The sequence below is a fragment of the Gemmobacter megaterium genome (genome assembly GCF_900156815.1).
GTDB classification, from domain to species: Bacteria; Pseudomonadota; Alphaproteobacteria; order Rhodobacterales; family Rhodobacteraceae; genus Wagnerdoeblera; species Wagnerdoeblera megaterium.
Map to the genome: position 1 here is coordinate 109,443 of NZ_FTOT01000006.1, position 24,287 is coordinate 133,729.

Sequence of the window (24,287 nt, forward strand, 5' to 3'; positions counted from 1 at the left end):
TCCCCCTAGATCTGCTCGGTCCGTGCCCGGAGGTATCCCAGCAGCAGGCGGTCGCGTCTCCTCGCCAGCTCGGACAGGGACTGACCCTCTGCCTCTGACTCTACGCCCTGGACCAGCATTTCGACAACCTCCGGCGTCAGGTGGGCCGCCCCGAGATCTGCCCACCACGCTTCGAATGCAGGGCCAAGGTGGGCGCAAAGGCCGCGCATCCCGTTGTCGCCGCCTGCAAGGTGGAACAACATGCTGGGCCCCATGATGGCCCACCGCAAGCCGGGGCCGTGTGCGATTGCGCGGTCGATATCCCCCACGCTTGCGACACCCTCGGCCGCAAGATGGATCGCTTCGCGCCACAGCGCCGCCTGAAGCCGATTGGCAACATGCCCCGGAACTTCCTTGTTCAGCCGGATGCAGACTTTTCCGATGCTTTCGTAGAACCGCTGTGCAGAGTCGAGCACATCCGCATCCGTCCGCTCATTCGCCATCAGCTCGACCAGCGGAATCAGGTGGGGTGGGTTGAAAGGATGGGCCAGCACCAGCCTGCCGGGGCTGGTAAAGCCTGCCTGCATCTGCCCAAGCGTCAGGCCCGAGGTCGAACTGCCGATGATCGCGCCGGGTTCCAGTACGGGTTCGATGCGCGCATAGAGATCGTGCTTGATATCCAGGCGCTCCGGTACGCTTTCCTGAATGAAGGTGGCACCGACCACCGCATCTGCCGGATCGGCTGTATAACGGATGCGCGACAGATCCCCCGCATTGTCCCAGCCAAGCGCTGCGAGCGGTTCTGCCGCCGTCTCGATCATGCGGGCGACGCGCGCCTCGGCATCAGAGGCAGGGTCGTAGACCGTCACTTCTCGCCCGGTTGCGGCAAACAACGCGGCCCAGCTGGCCCCGATGGTTCCAGCGCCCAGCACGGCGGTTCTTGTGAACATCATGGCGCGGCCTCCTGCGATCCCATGATGGCAGATTGCCCGAACCGATGCGCCAGTAAAGCCCCGCCATGAGACGCAGGCAGTCTTTGGCCAGTGCGACAGGCAGGTGCGGGTTCTGTGCGCCCTGCGAACATCCGCCCCAGGAACGCAGAATGCGGATCGTCGGAAGCCCCGGAGCGTCGGCAGTGCGACCATTCGACGGGGCGCTGTCGATCGCGCTCAGGTGGCCTGATGTCCACATACCTTCGGCCGTGGCGCCAGGCCGACGCGATCATGGCAAGCCCTTGTCGGTGGAGATGTTGCAGACACCGGCGGTTTGTGACGCATCGTCCAGCGGGTCAGATCGGCGAGGCTCGACATTGCAAGGGGGACTCCCTATCTGTTGGTCCATGATCGACGCAGCTCTCCAACGCAGGTTCCGCCTGACTGCCGGATCTCTGCTGATGCGCCGGATGCCCTGGGCACCGGCGTCGTCGCGGCTGGCCTGAGGCCTGGGGTCATCATTCTTTGAATTCTGTTGGCCCCGGAAACGGGCCGTCCTGCCGGGCAAAGCCCCGGTCCAAGTCCTGTCGAGGAACATATCATGTCCCGTAAACCCGCCCCTCCGAAGATCATCATTTCCCGCGACCAGATGGACACCCTGGAACGCCTTGCCGAGGGCGCGCTGTCGCGCAACCCGGATCTGGCCGACCGTCTTCTGGGGGAGCTGTCGCGCGCCAAGGTTGTCGGGCCGGGCGCGTTGCCTGACGATGTGGCGGGTATCGGCGATTCCATTGCGTTCCGCGACGAGGCGACCGGCAAGGATCAGCAGGTGACGCTGGTCTTGCCCGAGGATGCGGATATCGCCGCAGGCCGTGTGTCGGTGCTGACCCCCATCGGCGTTGCGCTGATCGGTCTCAGGGCGGGATCGCGGTTCAACTGGGAGACGCGCCTGGGCGAATCCCGCAACCTGACTGTGCTGGAAGTTCAGCGCAATGCAGGTGTCTGAGCCGACAGCGTCAGCTTGTCGCGGCGTGGCGCGTCCCGGCCGGTTTACAGGATCCGGCTGGGGGCCTACCTCTGCGGCACGAACTGACGAAAGGACTGCGGCATGACCGAACGCCCGCGTGTGGTATCGTCGATCCGGCCCGATGTCACAGCATCCCTGATGGCCGAAACCGGGCTGGACGACGCCCGGCTGACCCTGCTTGTGCACCGCTTTTACGATCGTGTGCGGCAGGATCCTTTGCTGGGCCCGATTTTTGCCGCCCGCATCATGGACTGGGGTCCACATCTGGAACGGATGGTCAGTTTCTGGTCGTCGGTCGCACTGATGACCGGGCGCTACAGTGGTGCGCCGGTTCCGGCGCACCTGGGCTTGCCGGTCGATCAGGCACATTTCGACCGCTGGCTGGACCTGTTTCAGCAAACGGCTGCCGAGATCTGCACCCCTGCGGGTGCGGATCATCTGACTGAACGGGCACGGCGCATTGCCCGTTCGTTGCGCATGGCGGTCGAGGATCAGGCGCGCTGCGGCGGCGTGCCACGGCTATAGGCATCCGCCCCGGCGGTGCGCCTGTGCCGTGCGCAGATGGCGCCTGTCAGGCCAGTTCGGCCAGACGGCGATCCAGCCGCGCCATCATGCGATCCACCTCTGCGCGCGCTTCGGCAGGCAGGTTGGCGCCGGGGGCCCGCTGCGCCTCTGAGGCGATGGCCCCGCGCCTGGCCAGCACATACTTGCGCACGGCCAGTCCCGCGACAGGTTGCTGTTCATAGCGGACCAGCGGCAGATGGGCATCGAAAATATCCTGCGCCCGCTCGGCCTGTCCTTGCCCGCACAATGCGACCACCTGCGCCAGCATTTCGGGAAAGGCAAAGCCCGTCATTGCCCCATTGGCGCCGCGGCCCATTTCCTCTGGCAGGAAAAGCCCGCCATTGCCGCACAGTATGGAAATGCGTCGCTGCCCGGCCGATTCCGATTTGCGGATGGCAGTGATCTTGGCAAGACCGGGCCAATCCTCGTGCTTGAGCATCACGACCTGCGGATGGTCAGTGACGATCTGGCCAATGACGGCCGTATCCATCTGCACTCCGGTGATCAGGGGATAGTCCTGCAAGACCACAGGCACACCTTCGCCAGCGGCTGCGACCGCCTGCGCATAATAGCTGCGGATCTGGGCATCGGTGCGCAGATTTCCCGGTGGTGCGACCATGACCCCGGCGGCCCCCATATCCATGACCGATGCCGAAAGCTCTGTGATCGCGGCCAGGCCGGGCGCCGAGACGCCCACCACAACCGGAACGCTGGCCCGCGCTATCACCCGCCGGGCCACGTCGCGCGCCTCGTGCTGCGTGAGTTTCTGCGCCTCGCCCATGATGCCCAGGATGGTCAGGCCCGTTGCGCCCTTTTCGAGATAGAAATCCGTCACCCGATCCAGGCTGTCAAAGTCGATCCGGCCATCAGGGTGAAACGGAGTCACCGAAATGGCGTAGACGCCCTTCGCGTCGGCAGTCAGCAGCGGCATGTGGAGTCCTTTCGGGTCATGGCAGGGTCTGCCCCTGTGTCGTAGCGCCAGATGTTCCTCTGCCGCAAGGGCACGGCAATCGGTGCTGCGCGGCGCAGCAGGCGCGCGGGGCACTGGTCATCGGTCGGCATTCGGGGCACCTTGGGGTTTGTGTGGCCGATGCGGCCACACCTTGCCGATGGATACTGCCGTGCCGGTTTGCCTTGAACGTTCTGCGATGATCCTGATGCGCGGCGCCGCCGCTCTGCCGTACCCATGCGCCGGGGCGCCGGTGGGTTGGGGCGCGCATACATGACCGGGCCGCGCATCCTTGCCTGTGGTGATGCCGCCATCAGTGTGGATTTCGGCAATGTCATTGACCTGGCCGTCAATGCGCGGGTCATGGCGCTGGATCGGGCGCTGGCGGCAGAGCCTGTGCCCGGCGTCGTCGAAACGGTGCCAACCTATTCTGCGCTGCTGGTCCATTTCGATCCGCTGACGACCGACTATGCGGCATTGTGCGCGCGGGTGCTGGCGCTGGCCCGCGGCGACCGGGCACAGCTGGCTCCGGCACGCCGATGGAAGGTGCCGGTGGCCTATGGCGGTGATCTGGGCGCAGACCTTGACGATCTGGCCGCCTATGCGGGCATGACTCCGGCCGCCTGTGTCGAGGCGCATATCGCCCCCGTCTATACCGTGATGATGATCGGTTTCATGCCCGGCTTTTCTTATCTGGGCGGTCTGGATCCCGGCCTTGCGCGCCCGCGCCGCGCCACGCCGCGCCCGCGCGTTCCGGCCTCGTCCGTCAGCATCGGCGGGGCACAGACGGCTGTCGGCAGTGTCGAGGGCCCAAGCGGCTGGCATCTTGTCGGACGCACACCTGCACTTGTCTTTGACCGGACCCGAGAGCCCGCGTTTCTGTTCGAGGCGGGGGACGAGATCGTATTCTCGCCGATTTCCACCGGGGAATGGCATCGGCTGTCGGTCCTTGCGGGCGATGGCGCCATGATCGTGGAGCGTATCGCATGAGCCGTCTTGTGGTGGAACGTTGTGCGCCCGGCGTTTCCGTCCAGGATGGCGGGCGAACTGGCTGGCGCCGCTATGGCGTATCAACCGCCGGCGCGATGGACCGGCTGGCGCTGGCGGTGGCCAATGTTCTTGTCGGCAACGGTCCCGATTGTGCGGCGGTCGAGGTGACTTTGGCAGGGGCCCGGTTCCGCGTGGCCGAAGGCCCGGTTCTGGTCGCTGTCGGCGGACCTGGCGCCGTACTGTCTGTGGATGGGCTCAAGATACCGCAGGGCGCGTCGGCGCGGGCCGATACCGGGCAGATGGTCGAGATTTCGGCCATCCTGGGCGGCGTCTACGGATATCTGGCCGTGGCGGGAGGGATCGCCCTGCCCCCGGAGATGGGCAGCCGTTCGGCGCATCTGCGGTCAGGTATCGGCGGCGGACTGCTGACGCCGGGGGACAACTTGCCGGTGGGCAGAGGAGCGTTGACCCCGAGGGCGATGGATCAGATCCCTGCGCATACGTCCGGCGCCATCCGCTGTATTCCCGGTCCGCAAGAGGATTGGTTCGCCGCCGATGCGCTGGACCTACTGGTTGCGGCGGACTGGCAGATCGACATGCGATCCGACCGCATGGGACGCTTTCTTGTCGGCCCGCGTCTGGCCCCGGACGAGCGATCCATGGTGTCCGACGGTGTGCTGCCCGGATCCATCCAGGTGCCTCCAGCAGGCCAGCCGATCATCCTGATGCGCGATTGCCAGACGACGGGGGGGTATCCAAAGCTTGCCACCGTGATCTCGGCCGACCTTGACCGTCTCGCGCAACTGCCTGCGGGTGCGAATTTCCGGCTGGCCTTGGTAGAGCGGGCCGACGCTGTGGCCGCAGCACAGAGGTTGGCGCATACCATCGCTGGGCTGGTAGCCCACCCCTCAGGCCGGATAGACAGCAGGCGCTTGTTGTCCGCCAATCTGATCGACGGCATGGTGGATGCCACTGCGGACCCTTTCTCCGTCTAGTCGGGCACCGTGTGGGGGGCAGCATGGTGCTTAGGCCAGTACGGCCCTCACCGCGATACCTGCTGCCACGAGTCCTTGCCGCAGGTGACGGGCCATGGCGACCGCTTGGGGATTGTCGCCATGGACGCAGACCGAGTCGACATCCGCCTTGAGTACCTTGCCCGAGGTTGAGACGATGCGCCGGTCGGCCACCATGGCAATCACCCGTTCCAGGGCCTCGGCAGGGTCGTGCACCATCGCGTCCGGCTGGCGGCGCGGCGTCAGGTTGAAGTTGTCGGCATAGGTCCGGTCGGCATAGATCTCGCGGATCGGGCGCAGGCCCAGCCTGTCGGCCGCCCGTTCCGTTGCCGTGCCGGGCATGACCATATAGCCCAGCAAGGGGTCGACCGCCTTTATCGCCCGCCCGACCGCCAATGCCAGCCCGTCGTCGTCGGCGCAGGCATTGGCAAGGGCGCCGTGGACCTTCACATGGGTCATCGGATGCCCTTCCAGCGCGCAGATCGCCGCCATGGCGCCGGTCTGATAGGCGACGAGTGTCTCTGTCTCTGCCTCGGTCAGGCCCGGCATGGCGCGGCGTCCGAATCCCGCCAGATCGGCATAGCCTGGATGTGCCCCCACCGCGACGCCCTGTGCCTTGGCTGCCCGCACCGTGGATCGCATGATCGCAGGGTCGCCGGCATGAAACCCGCAGGCGATGTTGGCCGTTGTCACGATGGACAAGAGCGCATTGTCGTCCCCCATGGACCAGGGCCCGAAACCCTCTCCCAGATCGGCATTCAGGTCGATACGCACGCAAGCCCCCGTATGATGTCCGGCGGATGGTCGCGACCACCCTGCGCGCAGATTATGCCATGCATCGGGCCTTGACCGGAACCCGCAGTTGCACGGCGGGAATCGCGTGCGGGACAAATGCGGTTCTCTGCTGCCCGAGCCTGTGCAAGACTGTGGCCCGACGGATTGGCCGCGCCTTTACGAGATCTCGATGACCCACCCTGACCCGACCCGCTGGAACACCCGCTATGACACCCAGGGATATCTGTTCGGTGAAGAGCCGAATGTATTTCTCCAAGCCCATGCCGCAGGGCTGACGCCCGGCACAGCCCTGTGCGTCGCGGATGGCGAGGGGCGCAACGGCGTCTGGCTGGCCCGCCGTGGCTGGGACGTGGTGTCGCTGGACTTTTCGGAGGTTGCCCAGCGCAAGGCGGCGGCACTGGCCGAACGCCATGGCGTGCCCCTGCGGCTGGAACATGGCGATGTCCACGCATGGCCCTATCCTTTGGCCGCCTACGACCTGGTTGCAGATGTGTTCACCCAGTTCAGCAGTCCTGGTGGTCGCGCGCGGAAATGGGCAGGCATGGTCCGCGCGGTCAAGCCGGGCGGGCATCTGATCGTTGTCGGCTACACGCCGAAACAACTTGAGCACCGCACCGGCGGCCCGTCAGAGGCCGCCAACCTGTATACAGCCACTCTGTTGCGCAGCGCATTTGGCGGGCTGGAGATTCTGACACTGGACGAGATCGAGACCGAACTCGCCGAGGGCCCCGGTCACATCGGCATGTCTGCAGTGGCCATTCTGGTCGCCCGCGCCCCGGGTTGATCCTGCTGCATACCGGCATTGACGGAATCGCTTGGCTGCGATACTGATTGTGAAACATGAATCAGACGTCATGTTGTAGGGAGGACACTATGAAACTGCATCTTGCCGTCGCCATGACGGCCCTGATGGGTTGGGCGCTGCCCGCCTCGGCCGATATCAAGATCGCCCATGTGTATGACAAGACCGGCGCGCTGGAGGCCTATGCCAAGCAAAGCCATGACGGGCTGATGCTGGGGCTGGAATATGCCACAGGCGGCACGTTCGAGGTGAACGGCGAAAAGATCGTGGTGATCGAGAAGGACAGCCAGCTGAAACCGGATGTCGGCCGCGCCATGCTGGCCGAGGCATTTGGCGACGACGAGGCGGATATCGCCATCGGGCCGGTCGGCTCCGGCGTGGCGCTGGCCATGCTTCCGGTCGCGGAAGAGTTTGAAAAGATCCTCATAGTCGAACCTGCGGTGGCCGATAGCGTCACGGGCGAGGCATGGAACCGCTATATCTTCCGCACCGGGCGGAACTCCTCGCAGGATGCCATATCGAATGCCGTGGCGCTGGGGCGCGAAGGCGTCAACATCGTGACCTTTGCGCAGGACTACGCCTTTGGCCGTGATGGCATCGCGGCCTTCCGCGAGGCGCTGGCAGACACCCCCGCCAAGCTGGTGGCCGAGGAATACGCACCCACCGATACCACCGACTTCACGGCCTTTGGCGAGCGTATGTTCAATGCCTTGAAGGATCTCGAAGGCGAAAAGCGCATCTTCATCATCTGGGCGGGCGCCAACAATCCGATGTCCAAGCTGCAAGCGATGGATCCGGGCCGTTTCGGCATCGAACTCGCCACCGGCGGCAATATCCTCGAGGCACTCAAGGCCTATAAGGAATTCCCCGGCATGGAAGGGGCAGCCTACTATTACTACGAAATCCCGCAGAATCCCGTCAACGACTGGCTGGTCAAGGAACACATGGCCCGTTTCGGCACACCTCCTGACTTCTTCACCGCAGGCGGCATGGCCGCAGGCATGGCGGCAGTCGAGGCGCTGAAAAAAGCCGGATCCACCGATACCGAGGCACTGATCACGGCCATGGAGGGGATGGAGTTCGACACCCCCAAAGGCAAGATGATCTTCCGCGCCGAAGACCATCAGGCAATGCAGGCCATGTATCATTTCAAGATCAAGGTGGATCCGAATGTTGAATGGGGCATCCCGGAACTGGTCCGTGAAATTCCGATCGAGGAAATGAACGTTCCGATCCGCAACAAGCGCTGAATATGGGGCAGGGCGCCCGCGCCCTGTTTCATCTTGCCTGAAATACCCCGGGGGTCCGGGGGCGGCGCCCCCGGCCTTTCGGCCAGACCAACGGTCCCCATGTCATCCCCATCGCTCGAAACACGCGCGCTTACGGTGCGCTTTGGCGGCCATGTCGCCGTCAACGCTGTCTCTTGCGCCTTTCGGCCAGGAGAACTGACCGCCATTGTCGGCCCGAACGGGGCTGGCAAAACCACCTGGTTCAACCTTATCTCCGGGCAGATTGCCGCAAGCTCCGGGCAGGTGATGCTGGGCGGGCGGGACATCACCCGCCTTGGGGTTGCGGCGCGCACCCATGCCGGTATCGGACGTGCGTTTCAGCTGACCAACCTGTTTCCGGCGCTGACCGTGCTCGAAAACGTGCGGCTTGTCGTGCAGGCGCGGCGCGGCGCGGGGCTCAGCTTGCTCACGATGGCTGCCAGCCGTCGGGATCTGACCGCCGAAGCCGAAGACATCCTCGACCGTGTGCGCCTGTCGTCGCAGGCGCATCAGTTGGTGCGCGCCTTGCCGCATGGCGATCAGCGCAAGCTTGAGGTCGCTCTGCTGCTGGCGCTGAGACCGCGGATCTACATGTTCGATGAGCCAACCGCAGGCATGAGCGTCGATGAGGCCCCTGTCATTCTGGGCCTGATTGCGGAAATCAAGGCCGATCCGGCAGCCACCGTCCTGTTGGTCGAACACAAGATGGATGTGATCCGCGCGCTCGCAGACCGCATCGTGGTGCTGCACAACGGCACGCTGGTTGCCGATGGCAATCCCGCCGAAGTCATGGCGAGCGACATCGTGCAAGAGGCCTATATGGGCCGGGAGATCGAGGATGTCTGACCCGCTTTTGTCGTTGCGCGCAGTCAAGACCGATATTGCGCAGTACCATATCCTGCACGGCGTGGATCTGGACGTGCCACGTGGACAAGTGACCATGCTGCTGGGCCGAAATGGCGCAGGCAAGACCACCACCCTGCGCACCATCATCGGTCTCTGGCAGCCGCATTCCGGCGACATCCTGCTGGATGGCGAGAACATCGCGCGCCAGCCTCCGGCAACCATTGCACGCAAGGGCGTTGCGCTGGTTCCGGAGGATATGGGCATCTTCGCAAATCTGACAGTCGAAGAGAACATGACCCTGGCCGCTGTCGCGGGGCCGATCGACCAGGGGCGGCTCGACTGGATCTTCTCGGTCTTTCCGCCATTGCGCACCTTCTGGAAGAACCCCGCAGGCAATCTGTCGGGAGGACAAAAGCAGATGCTGTCCACCGCGCGCGCCATGATCGAGGAGCGTCGGCTGTATCTGATCGACGAACCGTCCAAGGGGCTTGCACCGGCCATTGTCTCGACGCTTGCGCGCGCGCTGCGCGATCTGAAACTGGCAGGAGCGACGATCCTGATGGTGGAGCAGAATTTCAAGTTGGCCAAGGCATTGGGCGATCATGCGGCGGTGATGGATGATGGCCGTATCATCTGGTCCGGCGCGATGGCGGAACTGGCCAGCGACGCCAGCCTGCAAGAACGCCTGATGGGCCTGAGCATGGAGCACGCCTGACATGACCGCCGCCCCTGACCATACTCCGATCATGCAGCGCCCCCCCCTGGCGGTGCGCATGGAGCCATGGATTCCCGTCCTGCTGGTGCCCGCCCTGATCGCCATCGGCTTTCTGGCTGTCGGCAATCCGACAAGTTGGCTGACGCTGACCGTGTCCGGCCTTGCGATGGGCATGATGATTTTTGTCATCGCCAGCGGCATGACGCTGATCTTCGGCCTGATGGACATCATCAACTTCGGCCACGGCGCCTTTATCTCGTTCGGTGCCTTCGTGGGTGTTTCGGTGCTCATCGCGCTGGGGGGCATGACGGGGGTGCCCTCGCTTGCCCTCAACCTGCTGGCGCTGCTGGCTGCGGTTCTGGCGGCCATGGGGGTGACCGGGATCCTTGGCTGGGGATTCGAGAGGGTGATCGTCAGACCCGTCTATGGTGCTCATTTGAAGCAGATTTTGGTTACAATGGGCGGCTTGATCGTTGCAGAGCAGCTTATTCATGTCATCTGGGGGCCAAGGGAAATTCACATTGCACGGCCCGAGATGCTCAAGGGGGCTGTCACCGTGTTCGGGGCCACGATGGAGAAATACCGTCTGGTCGCGGTGGTCTTTGGCGCTGCCGTCTTTGTCGCCATGCGGCTGGTTCTGCGCCGCACCAAGATCGGCCTGATCGTCCGCGCCGGCGTGGAGAACCGTGAAATGGTCCAGGCGCTGGGCTATCGCATCCAGCGCGTGTTCATCGGGGTCTTTATCGCGGGGTCAGCTCTGGCGGGGCTCGGCGGTATCATGTGGGCGCTGTACCAGGAACTGATCACGGCCCATATGGGCAATGAAATCATGGTTCTGGTCTTTATCGTCGTCATCATCGGCGGGCTGGGCAGCGTCGAGGGCGCCTTTATCGGTGCGCTGCTGGTCGGTCTGATGCAGAACTATGTCGCATTCGTCGAACCCAAGGCGGCGCTTGTGTCCAACATTGCACTGATGGTCGCCATCCTGATGTGGCGTCCGCAAGGCATGTCTCCTGTGATCAAGGTGTAAGGCGATGGTGCGTTTCCTGTTGTCGGGCGATGGCCCGCGTTCGCTCGTCCTGTCGGTGATCGTTGGCGCGATCTTCCTGGCGCTGGCCTTGGCACCCTTTCTGTTCCCTGGCACCAGGTCGCTTGAAGTGGCGGCCCGGATCGCCATCTTCATCGTCCTGGTGGCAAGCTACGATCTGCTGTTGGGATATGCGGGGATCGTGAGCTTTGCGCATACCGTCTTTTTCGGCCTTGGCGCCTATGGCGTTGCCATCGCGACGTCGAACATGGGGCGCACCTGGGGTGCCTTGGCCAGCGGGACACTGGCGGGCACGGCGGTTGCCGTCGCGGTGGCCTTTGTGATCGCGCTGTTCAGCTTGCGGGTGCGGGCCATCTTTTTTGCGATGATCACCCTGGCGGTGGCCTCGGCCGTGGCGGTCCTGGTGTCGCAACTGTCCTGGCTCACCGGGGGTGAAGATGGAATGAACATCCAGATCCCCCGCGAACTGACCCCTGCGTTCCGGCTGGAGACAGAGGTGTTCGGAACCCGGATCACCGGCCGGATCCTGAACTATTACCTTGTGTTCGTTAGCTGTACGGTCTTGTTCCTGTTGATGTTGCGGGTGGTGAATTCGCCCTTTGGCCGGGTGTTGCAGGCAATCCGCGAGAATGCGTTCAGGGCAGAGGCCGTTGGCTACCGTGTGGTGATCTACCGCACCGTCGCCACTTGCCTTTCGGCGGGAATCGCCGCGCTGGCGGGGGCGCTGTTCGCGATCTGGTTGCGCTATGTCGGCCCGGATACCACGCTGTCCTCGGAAATCATGATCGACATCCTGCTGATGGTGGTGATCGGTGGCATGGGCACGGTCTGGGGGGCCGTGGTCGGGGCAACGATCTTTGTGCTGGCGCAGAACTATCTGCAGAACCTTATGAAATCGGCTTCTGACGCCACATCGGCATTGCCGTTGGTGCCCGATCTGCTCAACCCTGATCGCTGGCTGCTGTGGCTGGGGGTGCTGTTCATCCTTTCGGTCTATTTCTTTCCGTCCGGTATCGTGGGCCGGTTGCGGGCGCGGGGATGACAGCGGCACGGCATATCCATGCCACACACTGGGGATGCGGGCCCCGGCTGGTGCTGCTGCACGGCTGGACAATGCGTGGCGAGGTGATGGGCCCGCTGGCGGCGTCCTTGCCGGGCTTTGCCTGCGTTGCGCCGGATCTGCCGGGGCATGGCGGAACGACGGGGTATCCGGCGGATCTGTGCGGCGCAGAGGCGATGTTGTCCGATCTGTTGTCCGATGGCGTGCCCACGGTACTGGTCGGCTGGTCCTTGGGGGCATTGATGGGCTGGCACTGGCTGGCGCGGCATGGGCGGGGTCCGGTGCGCGGCATGATCAGTCTGGACATGAGCCCACGTCCGCTGCCTGGCGACGGCTGGGCCTATCCGATGTCCGGTCAGTCCGCCGCGCGTATCCGGTCCCGCGCGGATTGGTTCCGGCGCGACTGGATGTCGGCTGTCCTGCCGCTGGCCTCGGGGATATTTGCATCCGATGCCGGCGCCCCGGCTTTTGGACTGGATCAGGCGCGCAGGCTGATCGGCTCGCAGAACAGCGCGGTGATGGCCGGGTTCTGGTCGTCGTTGATCGAGGCCGATTGCCGCGAGGCGGTGTGCCGCTTGCCCGTTCCCCTGTTGGCTGTTCACGGCGAGCAAAGCCGGGTATATCCCCCGGCCTGTGCCGACTGGCTTGCCCAGGCCGCGCCGCGTGGCAAGGCGCTGCGGCTGATGGGCGCCGGCCATGCCCCGCATCTGGAGCGCACGTCTGAAACCGCCGCCGCGATCGCGGCCTTTGCCTGTCAGGTTCCCGAATGACCACCTCTGCCAGCCCTCGCCAACCCGCCACCAAACGGGGCCGCGACACCCGCGACGCGATCTTGCGGGCTGCGGAAGAGGTGATTGGCGCGCGCGGCTTTGCCGCAGCGTCGATCGCGGACATCACCCGCGCCGCCGGGATCGCGCAAGGCACGTTCTATATCTACTTTGATGGCAAGGAGCAGGTGTTCCGCGAACTGGTGGCCGAGATGGGGCGCTTTACCCGCCGGACGATTTCCGAGGCGGTCGTGGACGCCCGCGACCGGCTGGAGGCCGAGCGGATCGGCCTGCGCACATTCCTGGAGATCGCGGCCACGCGCCCGACATTGTACAACATCGTGGAAGAGGCACGGTTCGTCGATCCCCCAAGCTATGACGCCTATTTCACGGCCTTTGCCCGCAACTACGCCCGCAATCTCGGAGCGGCGGCAAAAGAAGGCACGATACGTCCGGGCGATGCGGAAATACGGGCCTGGGCGCTGATGGGGCTGGCGGTCACGCTGGGGGAACGCTACGGTCAGCGCAATCCGCAGGCCGACCGCGATGCGGTGGTGGCCGAGGTGTTCGACATGCTGGAACGGGGTCTGCGTTCCTGAGATCCAGAGGACGGAGACATGGCGATTGCGCCCGACCTTTCCGCCCGCCGCGCCGCGCTGACACCCCATGCGCGGGCCTTTACCGATCATGCGACAGGGCGTTCCTGGACCTTTTGCGAGGTCGATGATCAGGCCAACCGGCTGGCTGCGGCGCTAAGACCGTTGGGGCAGGGCGCGCGGGTGGGGTTGTTGTGCTTCAACCGGGCAGAGGGGTTTGTCGCCCTGTTCGCCGCAGCCAAGGCCGGGGTGATCCTTTGCCCGTTGAACTGGCGCGCACCATTGCTGGAGATGCGCGCGGTTGCGGCATCGGTCGGGATTTCGGCACTGATCCACGATGTTGACCATTACGGTATGGCTGCCGCGCTGGCGCCCGACCTGCCGCGGCTGGCGATGCGGCCGACCGGGGGCTTTGCCCTGGCCGAGGCCCCCCCGATGATTGCCGCGCTGGACGAGGATGCGCCGTGGTATCTGTTGTTCACATCGGGCACCACAGGGGCGCCGAAGGCGGTGATCCAGACCCCCCGAATGGCGCAGGCGGTGGCGGTGAACCTGGCGCAGGCCATGGGACTGACCGCGATGGACCAGTCCGTATGCTATCTGCCGCTGTTCCATACTGCGGGGATCAACCTCTTCACCTTGCCCTTGTTTCAATGGGGCGGGCATAGCCATATCCTGCCCCGTTTCGATGCGGATCGGCTGCTGGAACTGATTGCGTCGGGCGGTGTGACCCAGTTTTTTGGCGTTCCGACGATCTGGCAGACCTTTGCTGCGCATCCGGGGCTTGATGCGGCCGGGTTGGGGCGCTTGCGAGGGCTTGCATCCGGTGGCGCCACCTTGCCGGGCGATCTGATCCGCCGCTTTGCCGAACAGGGCGCGGTCATTCGCAACGGGTTCGGCATGACAGAGACCGGACCGACCGGCTTTCTGATCGACACCGAGGCGGCTTTGACCCGTGTCGGATCGGTTGGCAAGCCGCAGATGCTGACCGAGGCCCGTCTGGATGGTGTGCCGGACGACCAGCCGGGCGAGGGCGAACTGCTGATGCGCGGCGCCACGATCACGCCGGGTTATTACGGCAACCCGTCGGCGACAGAGGCCGCGTTCCATGATGGCTGGCTGCGAACCGGAGATGTCGCCCGCCGCGATGCGGATGGCTATTATACGATTGTTGACCGGCTGAAGGACATGTTCGTTTCAGGCGGCGAAAATGTCTGGCCCGCCGAGGTGGAACAGGTGCTGGCGGCTCATCCCGCCGTGGCAGAGGCGGCGGTCGTCGGCGCGGCGGATGCAAAATGGGGCGAGGCTGGTATTGCCTTTGTCATTCTGAATGCGGCAGGGACGACGACGCCCGAAATCTTGCGTCAGTGGTGCCGCGACCATCTGGCCGCGTTCAAGATCCCGCGCGATGTGCGGCTTGTGGCGGACCTGCCCCGCACGCCCTCTGGCAAGATCCGCAAGGCGGTATTGAAGGCGCAGGTATGATTTGCGCCGACTGGATTCCGACCCTGGAGGATTTTCGCGCCTTTGCCGCCCTGTCCGGCGATGACAACCCGATTCATACGGATCCCGGCTATGCGGCGACACATCCCTTCGCGCGACCTGTCTGTCATGGAATGCTGATCCATGCGCGTCTCTGGGCGATGGCGCAGCGGGCAGGACTTGGTCAGGCGCAGGCGGTGGAACTGATGTTTCCCAACCCCGCCTATGCAGGTGAACCGCTACGACTAACGCTTGTGTCGCAGGGCCCGATCGTGATGGCCGAAGCGCGACGGACCGATGGAACAGCCGTATGTCTGGCGCGATGGGAGTTGGCTGAATGATCCGGGTGGGGGATCGCGCCAGCCTGACCCGCGCCTTCGGGCCGCAGGACGTATCCGGTTTTTCCGTGCTCGCCGATATGCGGCCGGATGACGATACAGGGCTGAGCGGGATGGTCCCGGAACCTTTGGTGGGCGCCCTGTTTTCCTGCCTGCTGGGAACCCGCCTGCCCGGACCGGGAACCGGCTGGCTTAAGCAGAGCTTGCATCACCATGCGCCCGCGCAACTGAGGGAGCGGTTGACCGCAACGGTCGAGGTTGTGCGGCTGCGGCCGGACAAGCGGTTGGTCGATCTTGCCTGCACCTGCCATGGCGCCGAGGGGCGGTTGATCTGCGCCGGTCGCGCGTTGATGTTGCTTGGTCCTTCGACGGTTGACTGACCGCAGCGGCCGTTGCGCGGACGCGCATGTATATGCGCCATGACTCATGATCTTGTGGAGAAACATGAATTGGTCTTTTTCGCCCCGGTGGTATAGATTGCGTCGATCCCAGGGATAACCGGCAGTCTGATGTTCAATTTCCACCTCCCCCGCACCGCCGCCTTCGAACAGGTTCAGACCCTCGCGCGTGAGCGTATCCTGATCCTTGATGGCGCCATGGGCACGCAGATCCAGCAGCTTGGCCTGTCCGAGGAGGACTATACCGGGCATGGGTCCGGCTGCGCCTGCCGACACCATTCCGACCACCCGCAAAAGGGCAACAACGATCTGCTGATCCTGACCCAGCCACAGGCGATCGAGGAGATTCACTTCAAATACGCCATGGCGGGCGCCGATATCGTGGAAACCAACACCTTTTCGGCCACGACCATTGCACAGGCCGATTATGGGCTGGAGGCGGCGGTCCATGACCTGAACGCCGATGGCGCGCGCATCGTGCGCCGGGCGCTGGACCGGGCGACCGCCATCGACGGGCGCCCGCGTTTTGTCGCCGGGGCCGTGGGGCCGACGAACCGCACCGCCTCGCTGTCGCCCGATGTGAACAATCCGGGGTATCGGGCCGTGACCTTTGATGACCTGCGCATAGCCTACGGCCAGCAGGTGCGCGGACTGATCGAAGGCGGGGCCGATCTGATCCTGATCGAGACGATCTTTGACACGTTGAACGCCAAGGCTGCCATCTTTGCCTGTTTCGAGGCGTTTGCAGAACATGGCGCGCGTTTGCCGCTGATGATTTCGGGCACCATCACCGATGCGTCGGGGCGCACCCTGTCGGGGCAGACGCCTACGGCCTTCTGGAATTCCGTCCGCCATGCGCGCCCCTTTACCGTGGGGCTGAACTGTGCGCTGGGGGCCTCTGCCATGCGCCCGCATATCGCCGAACTGGCATCCGTCGCCGAGACCTTTACCTGCGCCTATCCCAATGCCGGCCTGCCCAATGCCTTTGGCCAATATGACGAAGGCCCGCAGGATACCGCCGTTCAGGTGGCTGATTTCGCCCGCGAAGGGCTGGTGAACGTGGTGGGCGGCTGCTGCGGCACCACCCCCGACCATATCCGCGCGATTGCCGAGGCTGTCGCCCCCTTCCCGCCGCGCAAGGTGCCCGCATGAGCCGTTATCTGCGACTGTCCGGTCTGGAACCCTTTGTCCTGACGCCCGACATTCCGTTCGTGAACATCGGGGAACGCACCAACGTCACGGGATCGGCGCGCTTTCGCAAGCTGGTCACAAACCGCGACTATGCCGCCGCGCTGGAGGTGGCCCGCGATCAGGTGGAAAACGGCGCCCAGATCATCGACATCAACATGGACGAGGGGCTGATCGACTCCAAGGCAGCGATGGTCGAATATCTGAACCTGCTGGCGGCCGAACCCGACATTGCCCGCGTGCCGGTGATGATCGACAGCTCCAAATGGGAGGTGATCGAGGCCGGACTGCAATGCGTGCAGGGCAAGCCGATCGTCAACTCGATCAGCCTGAAGGAAGGCGAGGACGCATTCCGCCACCAAGCGGGCCTGTGTCTGGCCTATGGTGCTGCCGTTGTCGTGATGGCCTTCGATGAAACCGGACAGGCCGATACCTATCAGCGCAAGATCGACATCTGCGCCCGCGCCTACCGCATCCTGGTGGACGAGATGGATTTCCCGCCCGAGGACATCATCTTTGACCCCAACGTCTTTGCCGTGGCGACCGGGATCGAGGAGCACAACAACTACGGTGTCGATTTCATTCAGGCGACCCAGTGGATCCGCCAGAACCTGCCCCATGCCCATGTCTCGGGCGGTGTGTCGAACCTGTCGTTCAGCTTTCGCGGGAACGAGCCGGTGCGCGAGGCGATGCACGCGGTGTTCCTGTATCACGCCATTCAGGTTGGCATGGATATGGGTATCGTCAATGCCGGGCAACTGGCGGTCTATGACCAGATAGATCCCGAATTGCGCGACGCCTGCGAGGATGTGGTCCTGAACCGCCGCGCCGACGGAACCGAACGCCTGCTGGAGATTGCCGACCGTTTCAAGGGCGGCGCGCGCGAGGAGAAGGTCCGCGATCTGAAATGGCGCGACTGGTCGGTGGAAAAGCGGCTGGAACATGCGCTGGTCAACGGACTCACCGAATTCATCGAGGCGGATACCGAAGAGGCGCGGCTGGCCGCCGAGCGCCCGCTGCATGTGATCGAAGGCCCGCTGATGGCGGGTATGAACGTGGTGGGCGACCTGTTCGGCGCGGGCAAGATGTTCCTGCCCCAGGTGGTGAAATCCGCCCGTGTCATGAAACAGGCCGTTGCCGTCCTGCTGCCCCATATGGAAGAGGAAAAGCGCCTGAACGGTGGCGAGGGGCGCGAATCCGCCGGCAAGGTGCTGATGGCGACGGTGAAGGGCGATGTGCATGACATCGGCAAGAACATCGTGGGCGTCGTTCTTGCCTGCAACAACTATGAAATCATCGACCTGGGCGTGATGGTGCCGCCGCAAAAGATCCTTCAGGTGGCGCGGGAGCAGAATGTCGATGTGATCGGCCTGTCCGGTCTGATCACCCCCAGCCTTGACGAAATGGTCCACATGGCCGCCGAGATGGAGCGCGAGGGGTTCGACATTCCGCTGCTGATCGGGGGGGCCACCACCTCCAAGGTGCATACGGCCGTCAAGATCGCACCGCGCTATACCCGGTCACAGGCGGTCTATGTCACCGATGCCAGCCGTGCGGTGGGGGTGGTCAGCCAACTGCTTAGCCCGACGCAGAAATCGACCTATGTCGATAGCATCCGCGCCGAATATGTGGATGTCGCCGAACGCCACGAACGCGCCGAACGCGCCAAGCAACGCCTGCCGCTGATCGCCGCGCGCGCGAATGCCATGAAGATCGACTGGGCGGCCCATGCCGCCACGGCACCCACATTTACGGGCGCGCGCGTGGTCGAGGATTGGGATCTGGCCGAGATTGCCCGCTACATCGACTGGACACCGTTTTTCCAGACATGGGAACTCAAGGGCGTCTATCCCCGCATCCTTGAGGATGAAAAGCAGGGCGAGGCCGCCCGCGCCCTGTTCGCCGAAGCGCAGGAGATGCTGGCCCGCATCGTCGCGGAACATTGGTTCAGGCCCCGCGCCGTTGTGGGCTTCTGGCCCGCCAATGCCGTTGGTGACGACATACGCCTGTTCACCGGGGAGGACCGCTCGCAAGAGCTGGCAACGCTGCACACGCTGCGCCAGCAAACCTCGAAACGCGATGGCCGCCCGAACCTTGCGCTGTCGGATTTCGTGGCACCTGTCGGACAGCCCGATTGGGTCGGCGCCTTCGTGGTGACTGCGGGGCCCGAGGAATCCGAGATTGCCGCCCGGTATGAACGGGCCAACGACGATTACGCGGCGATCATGGTCAAGGCGCTGGCCGACCGTATTGCCGAAGCCATGGCCGAAATGCTGCATGAACGGGTGCGGCGCGAATTCTGGGGATATGCGGCGGACGAGACCTTTACGCCGCAGCAGTTGATCGGCGAACCTTACAAGGGCATCCGCCCGGCGCCCGGCTATCCGGCCCAGCCCGATCATACCGAAAAGCTGACCTTGTTCCGCCTTCTGGATGCCGAAGCGCAAACGGGTGTTACGCTGACGGAAAGCATGGCGATGTGGCCGGGGTCGTCGGTGTCGGGTCTGTATATCGGACATCCTGACAGCTATTATTTCGGTGTGGCCAAGGTGGAGCGTGATCAGGTTGAGGATTATGCCCGCCGCAAGGGCATGGACCTGGCCGAGGCAGAGCGGTGGCTGGCGCCGGTGCTGAATTATATCCCCGCTGCGGCTGCGTCCGCCCAGACGGCGGCCTGATCCGGCGGGGGCCTTTGTGCCCGCCTTCCGGCAAGACCGGAGATGCAGGCGCATCGGAAAAGATCTGCCACCCCGCTGGTTGTGGGGTGGAATCGGTCGGTGTTCGGCGCTATTTGGGTCGGTGCGCGCGTTGTCCCGCGCCCCCGGATGGGCCCCGTTTTTCGCACAGCGATGGCGGTTGTGAACTGCCGCAAACGGGGTCTGTCGCACCTGTGCAACCAAGGCACAGTCGATACCCATCTTGCTCTCGAGACACTACTGATGCGTTAATCTCGGTTGACGCCCCCTACATATGGTGTCTTTATGGCGGGGTCGCGGTGCCTGGGGCGACTCAGGACGACAAGGGAAGCCGGTGAAAATCCGGCGCTACCCCCGTAGCTGTGAGCGGTGAGCAAGACCGAAAATCCCACTGGGGCGCTGCCCTGGGAAGGGCGGTTGCGTGTTGACCTGCAAGCCAGAAGACCTGCCGCGACAGGAACGACCAAACCACGCGGTGGGCGTGGGGTGTTGTCAGGCTGGCTGCGTGCCGGCCCGATGGCTGCCCTGCGCCCCGCATCCAAAAACCGAGCCGAGGACAGAGGCCATGACCATCACCGTGTATTCCAAGCCCGCTTGCGTCCAGTGCACCGCCACGACCCGCGCCCTTGACGCGCGCGGCCTGTCCTACAGTGTGATTGATCTGACCGAAGATACCGACGCCATGGAGATGGTCATGTCGATGGGCTATCGTCAGGCGCCCGTCGTGGTGGCCGGTGCTGCCCATTGGGCCGGGTTCCGCCCGGACATGATCGGCCAGTTGTCCTGATCCGCCATGGGCGGGTTGGTCTATTACTCCTCGGGTTCGGGCAATACGGCGCGCTTTGTGGCGCAGCTTGGACTGCCCGCCCAGAGGATACCGACCCGGCCGGAGGAGCCGATGCCTGACCCCCAGGCGCCCTTTGTCCTGATCTGCCCGACCTATGCGGACGGCATGGGACGAGGCGCGGTGGCCAAGCCGGTGATCCGCTTTCTGAATGACCCTGCACGCCGCGCCCTGTTGCGCGGTGTTATCGCCAGCGGCAACCGGAACTTTGGCGCGACCTATGCGCTGGCAGGCCGGGTCGTCGCAGAGAAATGCAATGTCCCGGTGCTCTACGCGTTCGAGCTTGCCGGGACCGAAACCGATGTTGCCCGCGTTCGCGCCGGGCTGGAAAAATTCTGGGGGATGGAATGCTTGACAGCGCCGTGAAACCGACGCTCGACTATCACGCGCTGAACGCGATGCTGAACCTGTACGACGGCGAAGGGAAAATCCGCTTTGACGCCGACCGTATGGCAGCACGGCAGTACTTCTTGCAGCACGTCAATCAGAATACGGTTTTCTTTCATAACCTGGATGAGAAGCTGCGCTATCTGGTGGACGAAGGCTATTACGAAGCCAACGTGCTGGACCAGTATTCCAAGAACTTCCAGCGCCGCATCTGGGACGAAGCCTACGCCTGCAAGTTCCGCTTCCCCACCTTTCTGGGCGCGTTCAAATACTACACCAGCTACACCCTGAAGACCCGCGACGGGCAACGTTATCTGGAACGCTATGAGGACCGGGTGGTCATGGTGGCGCTGGCGCTGGCGCGCGGCGACGAGGCGCTGGCCATGAGCTTCATGCAAGAGATTATCTCGGGCCGGTTCCAACCTGCGACGCCGACCTTCCTGAATGCGGGCAAGCAGTCGCGCGGCGAACTGATCTCGTGCTTCCTGCTGCGGCTGGAAGACAACATGGAATCCATCGGGCGCAGCATCAACTCGGCCCTGCAACTGTCCAAGCGTGGCGGTGGCGTGGCGCTGATGCTGACCAACCTGCGCGAGGCGGGTGCGCCGATCAAGGGGATCGAGAACCAGTCCTCGGGTGTCATTCCGGTGATGAAGCTGCTGGAGGATTCCTTCAGCTATGCCAATCAGTTGGGCGCGCGGCAAGGCGCCGGTGCCGTCTATCTGAACGCGCATCACCCGGACATCCTGCGCTTTCTGGATACCAAGCGCGAGAATGCCGACGAAAAGATCCGCATCAAGACCCTGAGCCTTGGCGTGGTGATCCCCGACATCACCTTCGAACTCGCCAAGAAGAACGAGGACATGTATCTGTTCTCGCCCCACGACATTCAAAAGGTCTATGGCGTGCCGTTCTCGGAAATCTCGGTAACCGAGAAATACCGCGAGATGGTCGACGACAAGCGCATCAAGAAACGCAAGATCAACGCCCGCGAGTTCTTTCAGACCATCGCCGAGATTCAGTTCGAATCCGGCTATCCCTATGTGATGTTCGAAGACACGGTGAACGCTGCCAACCCCATCGCGGGCCGGATCAGCATGTCGAACCTGTGCTCCGAGATCCTGCAGGTGAACGAGGCCAGCGAGTTCAATGAGGATCTGTCCTACAGCCATCTGGGCACCGACATTTCCTGCAACCTCGGCTCGCTGAACATTGCCGCTACCATGGATGGCCCCGATTTCGGCGCGACTGTCGAAACCTCGATCCGGGCGCTGACGGCCGTGTCGGAGATGTCGGCCATCGACGCCGTGCCCTCGATCCGCCGCGGCAATGACGAGGCCCACGCGGTGGGCTTGGGGCAGATGAACCTGCACGGGTTCCTTGCTCGCGAACGCATCCACTATGGCAGCCCCGAGGGGGTCGAGTTCACCAGCGTCTATTTCGCTGCCGTGGCCTATCATGCCATCCGGGCCTCGTGCCTGCTGGCGCAAGAGCGGGGCACAACGTTCAAGGATTTCGACAAGTCGAAATACGCCGACGGGTCGTTCTTTGAAAAGTACACCACCCGCGACTGGTTGCCCGCGCTGCCCGATGTGGCGCGGCTGTTCGAGGGGATCACCCTGCCGACCCGCGACGACTGGGCCGCGCTGCGCGATGACGTCATGACCCACGGCATGTTCAACCGCAACCTGCAAGCGGTGCCGCCGACGGGGTCGATCAGCTACATCAACAATTCGACCAGCTCGATCCACCCGATCGTGGCCAAGATCGAGATCCGCAAGGAAGGCAAGATCGGCCGCGTCTATTATCCCGCGCCCTTCATGTCCAACGAGAACCTGGAGTTCTACAGGGACGCCTACGAGATCGGCCCGGAAAAGATCATCGACACCTATGCCGCCGCGACCGAACATGTGGACCAGGGCCTGAGCCTGACGCTGTTCTTCCCGTCCGAGGCAACGACGCGCGATATCAACCGGGCGCAGATCTATGCCTGGAAGAAGGGCATCAAGACGATCTACTACATTCGCCTGCGCCAGACCGCTCTGGAAGGCACCGAAGTGCAGGGCTGCGTGTCCTGTACGTTGTGAGAAGAAGGCTTGCTTCGCCTCGGCGGTTCAGGCCCAAAATTTGAGATGAGTGACGCCCGGGGTGCGACCCGGGCGCCACAAGATCTCGATGTCGCTGAAAGAGAGCCAAGCGGCGCTTAGCGCTCTCAGAGAAACCGCTATCTCCAAGAGGAGTTAACGGTACTTCGACTGAGGATGTTTTGCAATCCGGTTTCCGGAGTTGGCTCAGACCATAGGAGGTGGACCTGTGAAGCATCAGCTTCCTCCGCCCCCGCCTGGCATGAAGTACATCTATCGCTCTTGGCGTCGGTGTCCTTCGACTGGCCAGATCCTGTACGCTTCGGCGTTCGGGAAGCGGGCGTGGCCAATTCTTGTACCTGAGTGATCGTTGTGCGGGGAGATTAATTTCTTCCCGCACATATCAACATGTTGCGCTCCAAAATCCTCCAGTCACATCATATAGAAGAAATCTGCTTTCGTTCGTCTTGCAGTGAGCATTCGGCATGATAGTTTGGGGCAAGGGTAGATTCCCGCCTTGATCCAAACATCCACAGAGGTTTCCATGAGAGACTCGGTTGAAAAAACCGTAATGAAAGCAATCAACTGGAACCGGATGCAGGACGACAAGGACCTGGAGGTCTGGAACCGTCTGACGGTGAATTTCTGGCTGCCGGAAAAGGTGCCGCTGTCGAATGACGTGCAAAGCTGGGCCACTCTGCGCCCGGAAGAGCGTGCGCTGACGATCCGGGTGTTCACCGGGCTGACGCTGCTGGATACGCTGCAAAGCTCGGTCGGGGCGATCTCGCTGATGCCCGATGCGGCAACCCCGCATGAAGAGGCGTGTTTGACCAACATCGCCTTCATGGAGTCGGTCCATGCGCGGTCTTACTCGTCGATCTTTTCGACGTTGTGTTCCACCAAAGAGGTGGACGAGGCGTTCCGCTGGTCCGAGGAGAACCCGCATCTTCAGGCCAAGGCGCGGATCGTGCTGGAAAAGTACCGGGCCGGTGAAGACCCGCTGAAGCGCAAGATCGCCAGCGTGTTCCTGGAATCCTTCCTGTTCTATTCCGGCTTCTACCTGCCGATGTACTGGTCCAGCCGTGCCAAGCTGACCAATACCGCCGACCTGATCCGCCTGATCATCCGCGACGAGGCGGTGCATGGCTATTACATCGGCTACAAGTTCCAGCGTGCGCTGGAGCAGTTGCCCGAGGCGCAGCGGCAGGAGCTGAAGGATTTTGCCTTTGCGCTGATCTTTGATCTGTATGACATCGAGGTGAAATATACCGCCGAGCTGTATGACGGGATCGGCCTGACCGAAGATGTAAAGGCATTCCTGCATTACAACGCCAACAAGGCGTTGCAGAACCTGGGGTTCGAGGCGCTGTTCCCGCCTGCCGCCTGTGAGGTGAACCCGGCCATTCTGGCCGCCCTGTCGCCCGACAGCGAGAACCACGATTTCTTTTCCGGTTCGGGGTCGTCCTATGTCATCGGCAAGGCCGTGGCGACAGAGGACGACGACTGGGATTTCTGATCC

At 63.4% G+C, this 24,287-nt stretch carries 24 protein-coding genes and 1 riboswitch; of the genes, 21 read left to right on the forward strand and 3 right to left on the reverse strand.

Features of this window, described 5'->3' with window-relative positions; genetic code table 11:
* Window positions 1-5: 5 nt before the first annotated feature.
* The gene (locus BW970_RS14335) at window positions 6-932 is read right to left on the reverse strand and encodes a 3-hydroxyacyl-CoA dehydrogenase NAD-binding domain-containing protein (protein WP_076532567.1); all 927 of its coding nucleotides are present in this window, start codon (window positions 930-932) and stop codon (window positions 6-8) included.
* A 580-nt stretch (window positions 933-1,512) separates the two neighbouring features.
* Between BW970_RS14335 and rnk the strand changes: the two genes are divergently transcribed.
* Both rnk and BW970_RS14350 read left to right on the forward strand, forming a co-directional pair.
* Window positions 1,513-1,917, forward strand: coding sequence for a nucleoside diphosphate kinase regulator (rnk, locus tag BW970_RS14345; RefSeq protein WP_076532571.1), 405 nt, complete (start codon window positions 1,513-1,515; stop codon window positions 1,915-1,917).
* 102 nt (window positions 1,918-2,019) lie between these two features.
* Window positions 2,020-2,463: a group III truncated hemoglobin gene (locus tag BW970_RS14350; protein WP_076532573.1), complete on the forward strand. Its 444-nt coding sequence runs from the start codon at window positions 2,020-2,022 to the stop codon at window positions 2,461-2,463.
* A gap of 46 nt (window positions 2,464-2,509) precedes the next feature.
* On the opposite strand, the gene BW970_RS14355 is transcribed toward BW970_RS14350, so the two are convergent.
* Window positions 2,510-3,433, reverse strand: a complete 924-nt coding sequence (locus tag BW970_RS14355; protein WP_076532575.1) for a dihydrodipicolinate synthase family protein — start codon at window positions 3,431-3,433, stop codon at window positions 2,510-2,512.
* A 291-nt stretch (window positions 3,434-3,724) separates the two neighbouring features.
* On the opposite strand from BW970_RS14355, the gene pxpB reads away from it, so the two are divergent.
* Together pxpB and BW970_RS14365 are read left to right on the forward strand one after the other, a co-directional pair.
* Window positions 3,725-4,441: a 5-oxoprolinase subunit PxpB gene (pxpB, locus tag BW970_RS14360; RefSeq protein WP_076532954.1), complete on the forward strand. Its 717-nt coding sequence runs from the start codon at window positions 3,725-3,727 to the stop codon at window positions 4,439-4,441.
* A complete protein-coding gene (locus BW970_RS14365; protein ID WP_076532577.1) occupies window positions 4,438-5,436 on the forward strand; it encodes a 5-oxoprolinase subunit C family protein in 999 nt (332 codons plus the stop codon). Before pxpB ends, BW970_RS14365 begins: the two co-directional genes overlap by 4 nt.
* 30 nt (window positions 5,437-5,466) lie before the next feature.
* Here the strand turns inward: BW970_RS14365 and BW970_RS14370 are convergent, their stop codons facing one another.
* The gene (locus tag BW970_RS14370) at window positions 5,467-6,228 is read right to left on the reverse strand and encodes a LamB/YcsF family protein (RefSeq protein ID WP_076532579.1); all 762 of its coding nucleotides are present in this window, start codon (window positions 6,226-6,228) and stop codon (window positions 5,467-5,469) included.
* Between the two features lie 190 nt (window positions 6,229-6,418).
* Here BW970_RS14370 and BW970_RS14375 point away from each other — a divergent pair, with 190 nt between their 5' ends.
* From BW970_RS14375 to nrdF, 17 genes are all read left to right on the forward strand, one after another.
* Window positions 6,419-7,033, forward strand: coding sequence for a class I SAM-dependent methyltransferase (locus BW970_RS14375; RefSeq protein ID WP_076532957.1), 615 nt, complete (start codon window positions 6,419-6,421; stop codon window positions 7,031-7,033).
* An 89-nt stretch (window positions 7,034-7,122) separates the two neighbouring features.
* Window positions 7,123-8,301, forward strand: a complete 1,179-nt coding sequence (locus tag BW970_RS14380; RefSeq protein ID WP_076532581.1) for a substrate-binding domain-containing protein — start codon at window positions 7,123-7,125, stop codon at window positions 8,299-8,301.
* A 99-nt stretch (window positions 8,302-8,400) separates the two neighbouring features.
* Window positions 8,401-9,165, forward strand: a complete 765-nt coding sequence (locus BW970_RS14385) for an ABC transporter ATP-binding protein (RefSeq protein WP_076532583.1) — start codon at window positions 8,401-8,403, stop codon at window positions 9,163-9,165.
* Window positions 9,158-9,880, forward strand: coding sequence for an ABC transporter ATP-binding protein (locus tag BW970_RS14390; protein WP_076532585.1), 723 nt, complete (start codon window positions 9,158-9,160; stop codon window positions 9,878-9,880). The genes BW970_RS14385 and BW970_RS14390 overlap by 8 nt, the downstream gene beginning before the upstream one ends.
* Before the next feature lies 1 nt (window position 9,881).
* Complete coding sequence (locus BW970_RS14395; protein WP_076532587.1) at window positions 9,882-10,910, forward strand: branched-chain amino acid ABC transporter permease; 1,029 nt, start codon at window positions 9,882-9,884, stop codon at window positions 10,908-10,910.
* A gap of 4 nt (window positions 10,911-10,914) precedes the next feature.
* The gene (locus tag BW970_RS14400) at window positions 10,915-11,970 is read left to right on the forward strand and encodes a branched-chain amino acid ABC transporter permease (protein ID WP_076532589.1); all 1,056 of its coding nucleotides are present in this window, start codon (window positions 10,915-10,917) and stop codon (window positions 11,968-11,970) included.
* Entirely contained in the window at window positions 11,967-12,758 is a 792-nt protein-coding gene (locus BW970_RS14405; RefSeq protein WP_076532591.1) for an alpha/beta fold hydrolase, read from the forward strand. Before BW970_RS14400 ends, BW970_RS14405 begins: the two co-directional genes overlap by 4 nt.
* A complete protein-coding gene (locus BW970_RS14410; protein ID WP_076532594.1) occupies window positions 12,755-13,354 on the forward strand; it encodes a TetR/AcrR family transcriptional regulator in 600 nt (199 codons plus the stop codon). The genes BW970_RS14405 and BW970_RS14410 overlap by 4 nt, the downstream gene beginning before the upstream one ends.
* Before the next feature lie 18 nt (window positions 13,355-13,372).
* Complete coding sequence (locus BW970_RS14415) at window positions 13,373-14,836, forward strand: class I adenylate-forming enzyme family protein (RefSeq protein ID WP_076532596.1); 1,464 nt, start codon at window positions 13,373-13,375, stop codon at window positions 14,834-14,836.
* Window positions 14,833-15,174 (forward strand): MaoC family dehydratase, encoded by a 342-nt coding sequence (locus BW970_RS14420; protein WP_076532599.1) that lies wholly within the window; start codon window positions 14,833-14,835, stop codon window positions 15,172-15,174. The genes BW970_RS14415 and BW970_RS14420 overlap by 4 nt, the downstream gene beginning before the upstream one ends.
* Window positions 15,171-15,551, forward strand: coding sequence for a hotdog family protein (locus BW970_RS20770; RefSeq protein WP_076532601.1), 381 nt, complete (start codon window positions 15,171-15,173; stop codon window positions 15,549-15,551). Before BW970_RS14420 ends, BW970_RS20770 begins: the two co-directional genes overlap by 4 nt.
* Before the next feature lie 129 nt (window positions 15,552-15,680).
* Window positions 15,681-16,721, forward strand: coding sequence for a homocysteine S-methyltransferase family protein (locus BW970_RS14430; RefSeq protein WP_076532603.1), 1,041 nt, complete (start codon window positions 15,681-15,683; stop codon window positions 16,719-16,721).
* Window positions 16,718-19,435: a methionine synthase gene (gene metH, locus BW970_RS14435; protein ID WP_076532605.1), complete on the forward strand. Its 2,718-nt coding sequence runs from the start codon at window positions 16,718-16,720 to the stop codon at window positions 19,433-19,435. The genes BW970_RS14430 and metH overlap by 4 nt, the downstream gene beginning before the upstream one ends.
* Window positions 19,436-19,733: 298 nt before the next feature.
* Window positions 19,734-19,920, forward strand: a riboswitch (cobalamin riboswitch).
* 98 nt (window positions 19,921-20,018) lie between these two features.
* Window positions 20,019-20,240: a glutaredoxin-like protein NrdH gene (nrdH, locus tag BW970_RS14445; RefSeq protein WP_076532610.1), complete on the forward strand. Its 222-nt coding sequence runs from the start codon at window positions 20,019-20,021 to the stop codon at window positions 20,238-20,240.
* 6 nt (window positions 20,241-20,246) lie between these two features.
* Window positions 20,247-20,663, forward strand: a complete 417-nt coding sequence (nrdI, locus tag BW970_RS14450; protein ID WP_076532961.1) for a class Ib ribonucleoside-diphosphate reductase assembly flavoprotein NrdI — start codon at window positions 20,247-20,249, stop codon at window positions 20,661-20,663.
* A complete protein-coding gene (gene nrdE, locus BW970_RS14455) occupies window positions 20,645-22,771 on the forward strand; it encodes a class 1b ribonucleoside-diphosphate reductase subunit alpha (RefSeq protein WP_076532612.1) in 2,127 nt (708 codons plus the stop codon). Before nrdI ends, nrdE begins: the two co-directional genes overlap by 19 nt.
* 541 nt (window positions 22,772-23,312) lie before the next feature.
* The gene (gene nrdF, locus BW970_RS14460; protein WP_076532614.1) at window positions 23,313-24,284 is read left to right on the forward strand and encodes a class 1b ribonucleoside-diphosphate reductase subunit beta; all 972 of its coding nucleotides are present in this window, start codon (window positions 23,313-23,315) and stop codon (window positions 24,282-24,284) included.
* The last annotated feature ends 3 nt before the right edge of the window (window positions 24,285-24,287 follow it).

What these genes read in the sequence shown, in the direction of transcription:
- pxpB (WP_076532954.1), top strand. Translation starts at nt 3,725, where the DNA reads ATGACCGGGCCGCGCATCCTTGCCTGTGGTGATGCCGCCATCAGTGTG.
- BW970_RS14400 (WP_076532589.1), top strand. Translation starts at nt 10,915, where the DNA reads ATGGTGCGTTTCCTGTTGTCGGGCGATGGCCCGCGTTCGCTCGTCCTG.
- BW970_RS20770 (WP_076532601.1), top strand. Translation starts at nt 15,171, where the DNA reads ATGATCCGGGTGGGGGATCGCGCCAGCCTGACCCGCGCCTTCGGGCCG.
- BW970_RS14405 (WP_076532591.1), top strand. Translation starts at nt 11,967, where the DNA reads ATGACAGCGGCACGGCATATCCATGCCACACACTGGGGATGCGGGCCC.
- nrdF (WP_076532614.1), top strand. Translation starts at nt 23,313, where the DNA reads ATGAGAGACTCGGTTGAAAAAACCGTAATGAAAGCAATCAACTGGAAC.
- nrdH (WP_076532610.1), top strand. Translation starts at nt 20,019, where the DNA reads ATGACCATCACCGTGTATTCCAAGCCCGCTTGCGTCCAGTGCACCGCC.
- rnk (WP_076532571.1), top strand. Translation starts at nt 1,513, where the DNA reads ATGTCCCGTAAACCCGCCCCTCCGAAGATCATCATTTCCCGCGACCAG.
- BW970_RS14385 (WP_076532583.1), top strand. Translation starts at nt 8,401, where the DNA reads ATGTCATCCCCATCGCTCGAAACACGCGCGCTTACGGTGCGCTTTGGC.
- BW970_RS14395 (WP_076532587.1), top strand. Translation starts at nt 9,882, where the DNA reads ATGACCGCCGCCCCTGACCATACTCCGATCATGCAGCGCCCCCCCCTG.
- BW970_RS14430 (WP_076532603.1), top strand. Translation starts at nt 15,681, where the DNA reads ATGTTCAATTTCCACCTCCCCCGCACCGCCGCCTTCGAACAGGTTCAG.
- BW970_RS14380 (WP_076532581.1), top strand. Translation starts at nt 7,123, where the DNA reads ATGAAACTGCATCTTGCCGTCGCCATGACGGCCCTGATGGGTTGGGCG.
- metH (WP_076532605.1), top strand. Translation starts at nt 16,718, where the DNA reads ATGAGCCGTTATCTGCGACTGTCCGGTCTGGAACCCTTTGTCCTGACG.
- BW970_RS14415 (WP_076532596.1), top strand. Translation starts at nt 13,373, where the DNA reads ATGGCGATTGCGCCCGACCTTTCCGCCCGCCGCGCCGCGCTGACACCC.
- BW970_RS14390 (WP_076532585.1), top strand. Translation starts at nt 9,158, where the DNA reads ATGTCTGACCCGCTTTTGTCGTTGCGCGCAGTCAAGACCGATATTGCG.
- nrdI (WP_076532961.1), top strand. Translation starts at nt 20,247, where the DNA reads ATGGGCGGGTTGGTCTATTACTCCTCGGGTTCGGGCAATACGGCGCGC.
- BW970_RS14355 (WP_076532575.1), bottom strand. Translation starts at nt 3,433, where the DNA reads ATGCCGCTGCTGACTGCCGACGCGAAGGGCGTCTACGCCATTTCGGTG.
- BW970_RS14410 (WP_076532594.1), top strand. Translation starts at nt 12,755, where the DNA reads ATGACCACCTCTGCCAGCCCTCGCCAACCCGCCACCAAACGGGGCCGC.
- BW970_RS14335 (WP_076532567.1), bottom strand. Translation starts at nt 932, where the DNA reads ATGATGTTCACAAGAACCGCCGTGCTGGGCGCTGGAACCATCGGGGCC.
- BW970_RS14365 (WP_076532577.1), top strand. Translation starts at nt 4,438, where the DNA reads ATGAGCCGTCTTGTGGTGGAACGTTGTGCGCCCGGCGTTTCCGTCCAG.
- BW970_RS14350 (WP_076532573.1), top strand. Translation starts at nt 2,020, where the DNA reads ATGACCGAACGCCCGCGTGTGGTATCGTCGATCCGGCCCGATGTCACA.
- nrdE (WP_076532612.1), top strand. Translation starts at nt 20,645, where the DNA reads ATGCTTGACAGCGCCGTGAAACCGACGCTCGACTATCACGCGCTGAAC.
- BW970_RS14375 (WP_076532957.1), top strand. Translation starts at nt 6,419, where the DNA reads ATGACCCACCCTGACCCGACCCGCTGGAACACCCGCTATGACACCCAG.
- BW970_RS14420 (WP_076532599.1), top strand. Translation starts at nt 14,833, where the DNA reads ATGATTTGCGCCGACTGGATTCCGACCCTGGAGGATTTTCGCGCCTTT.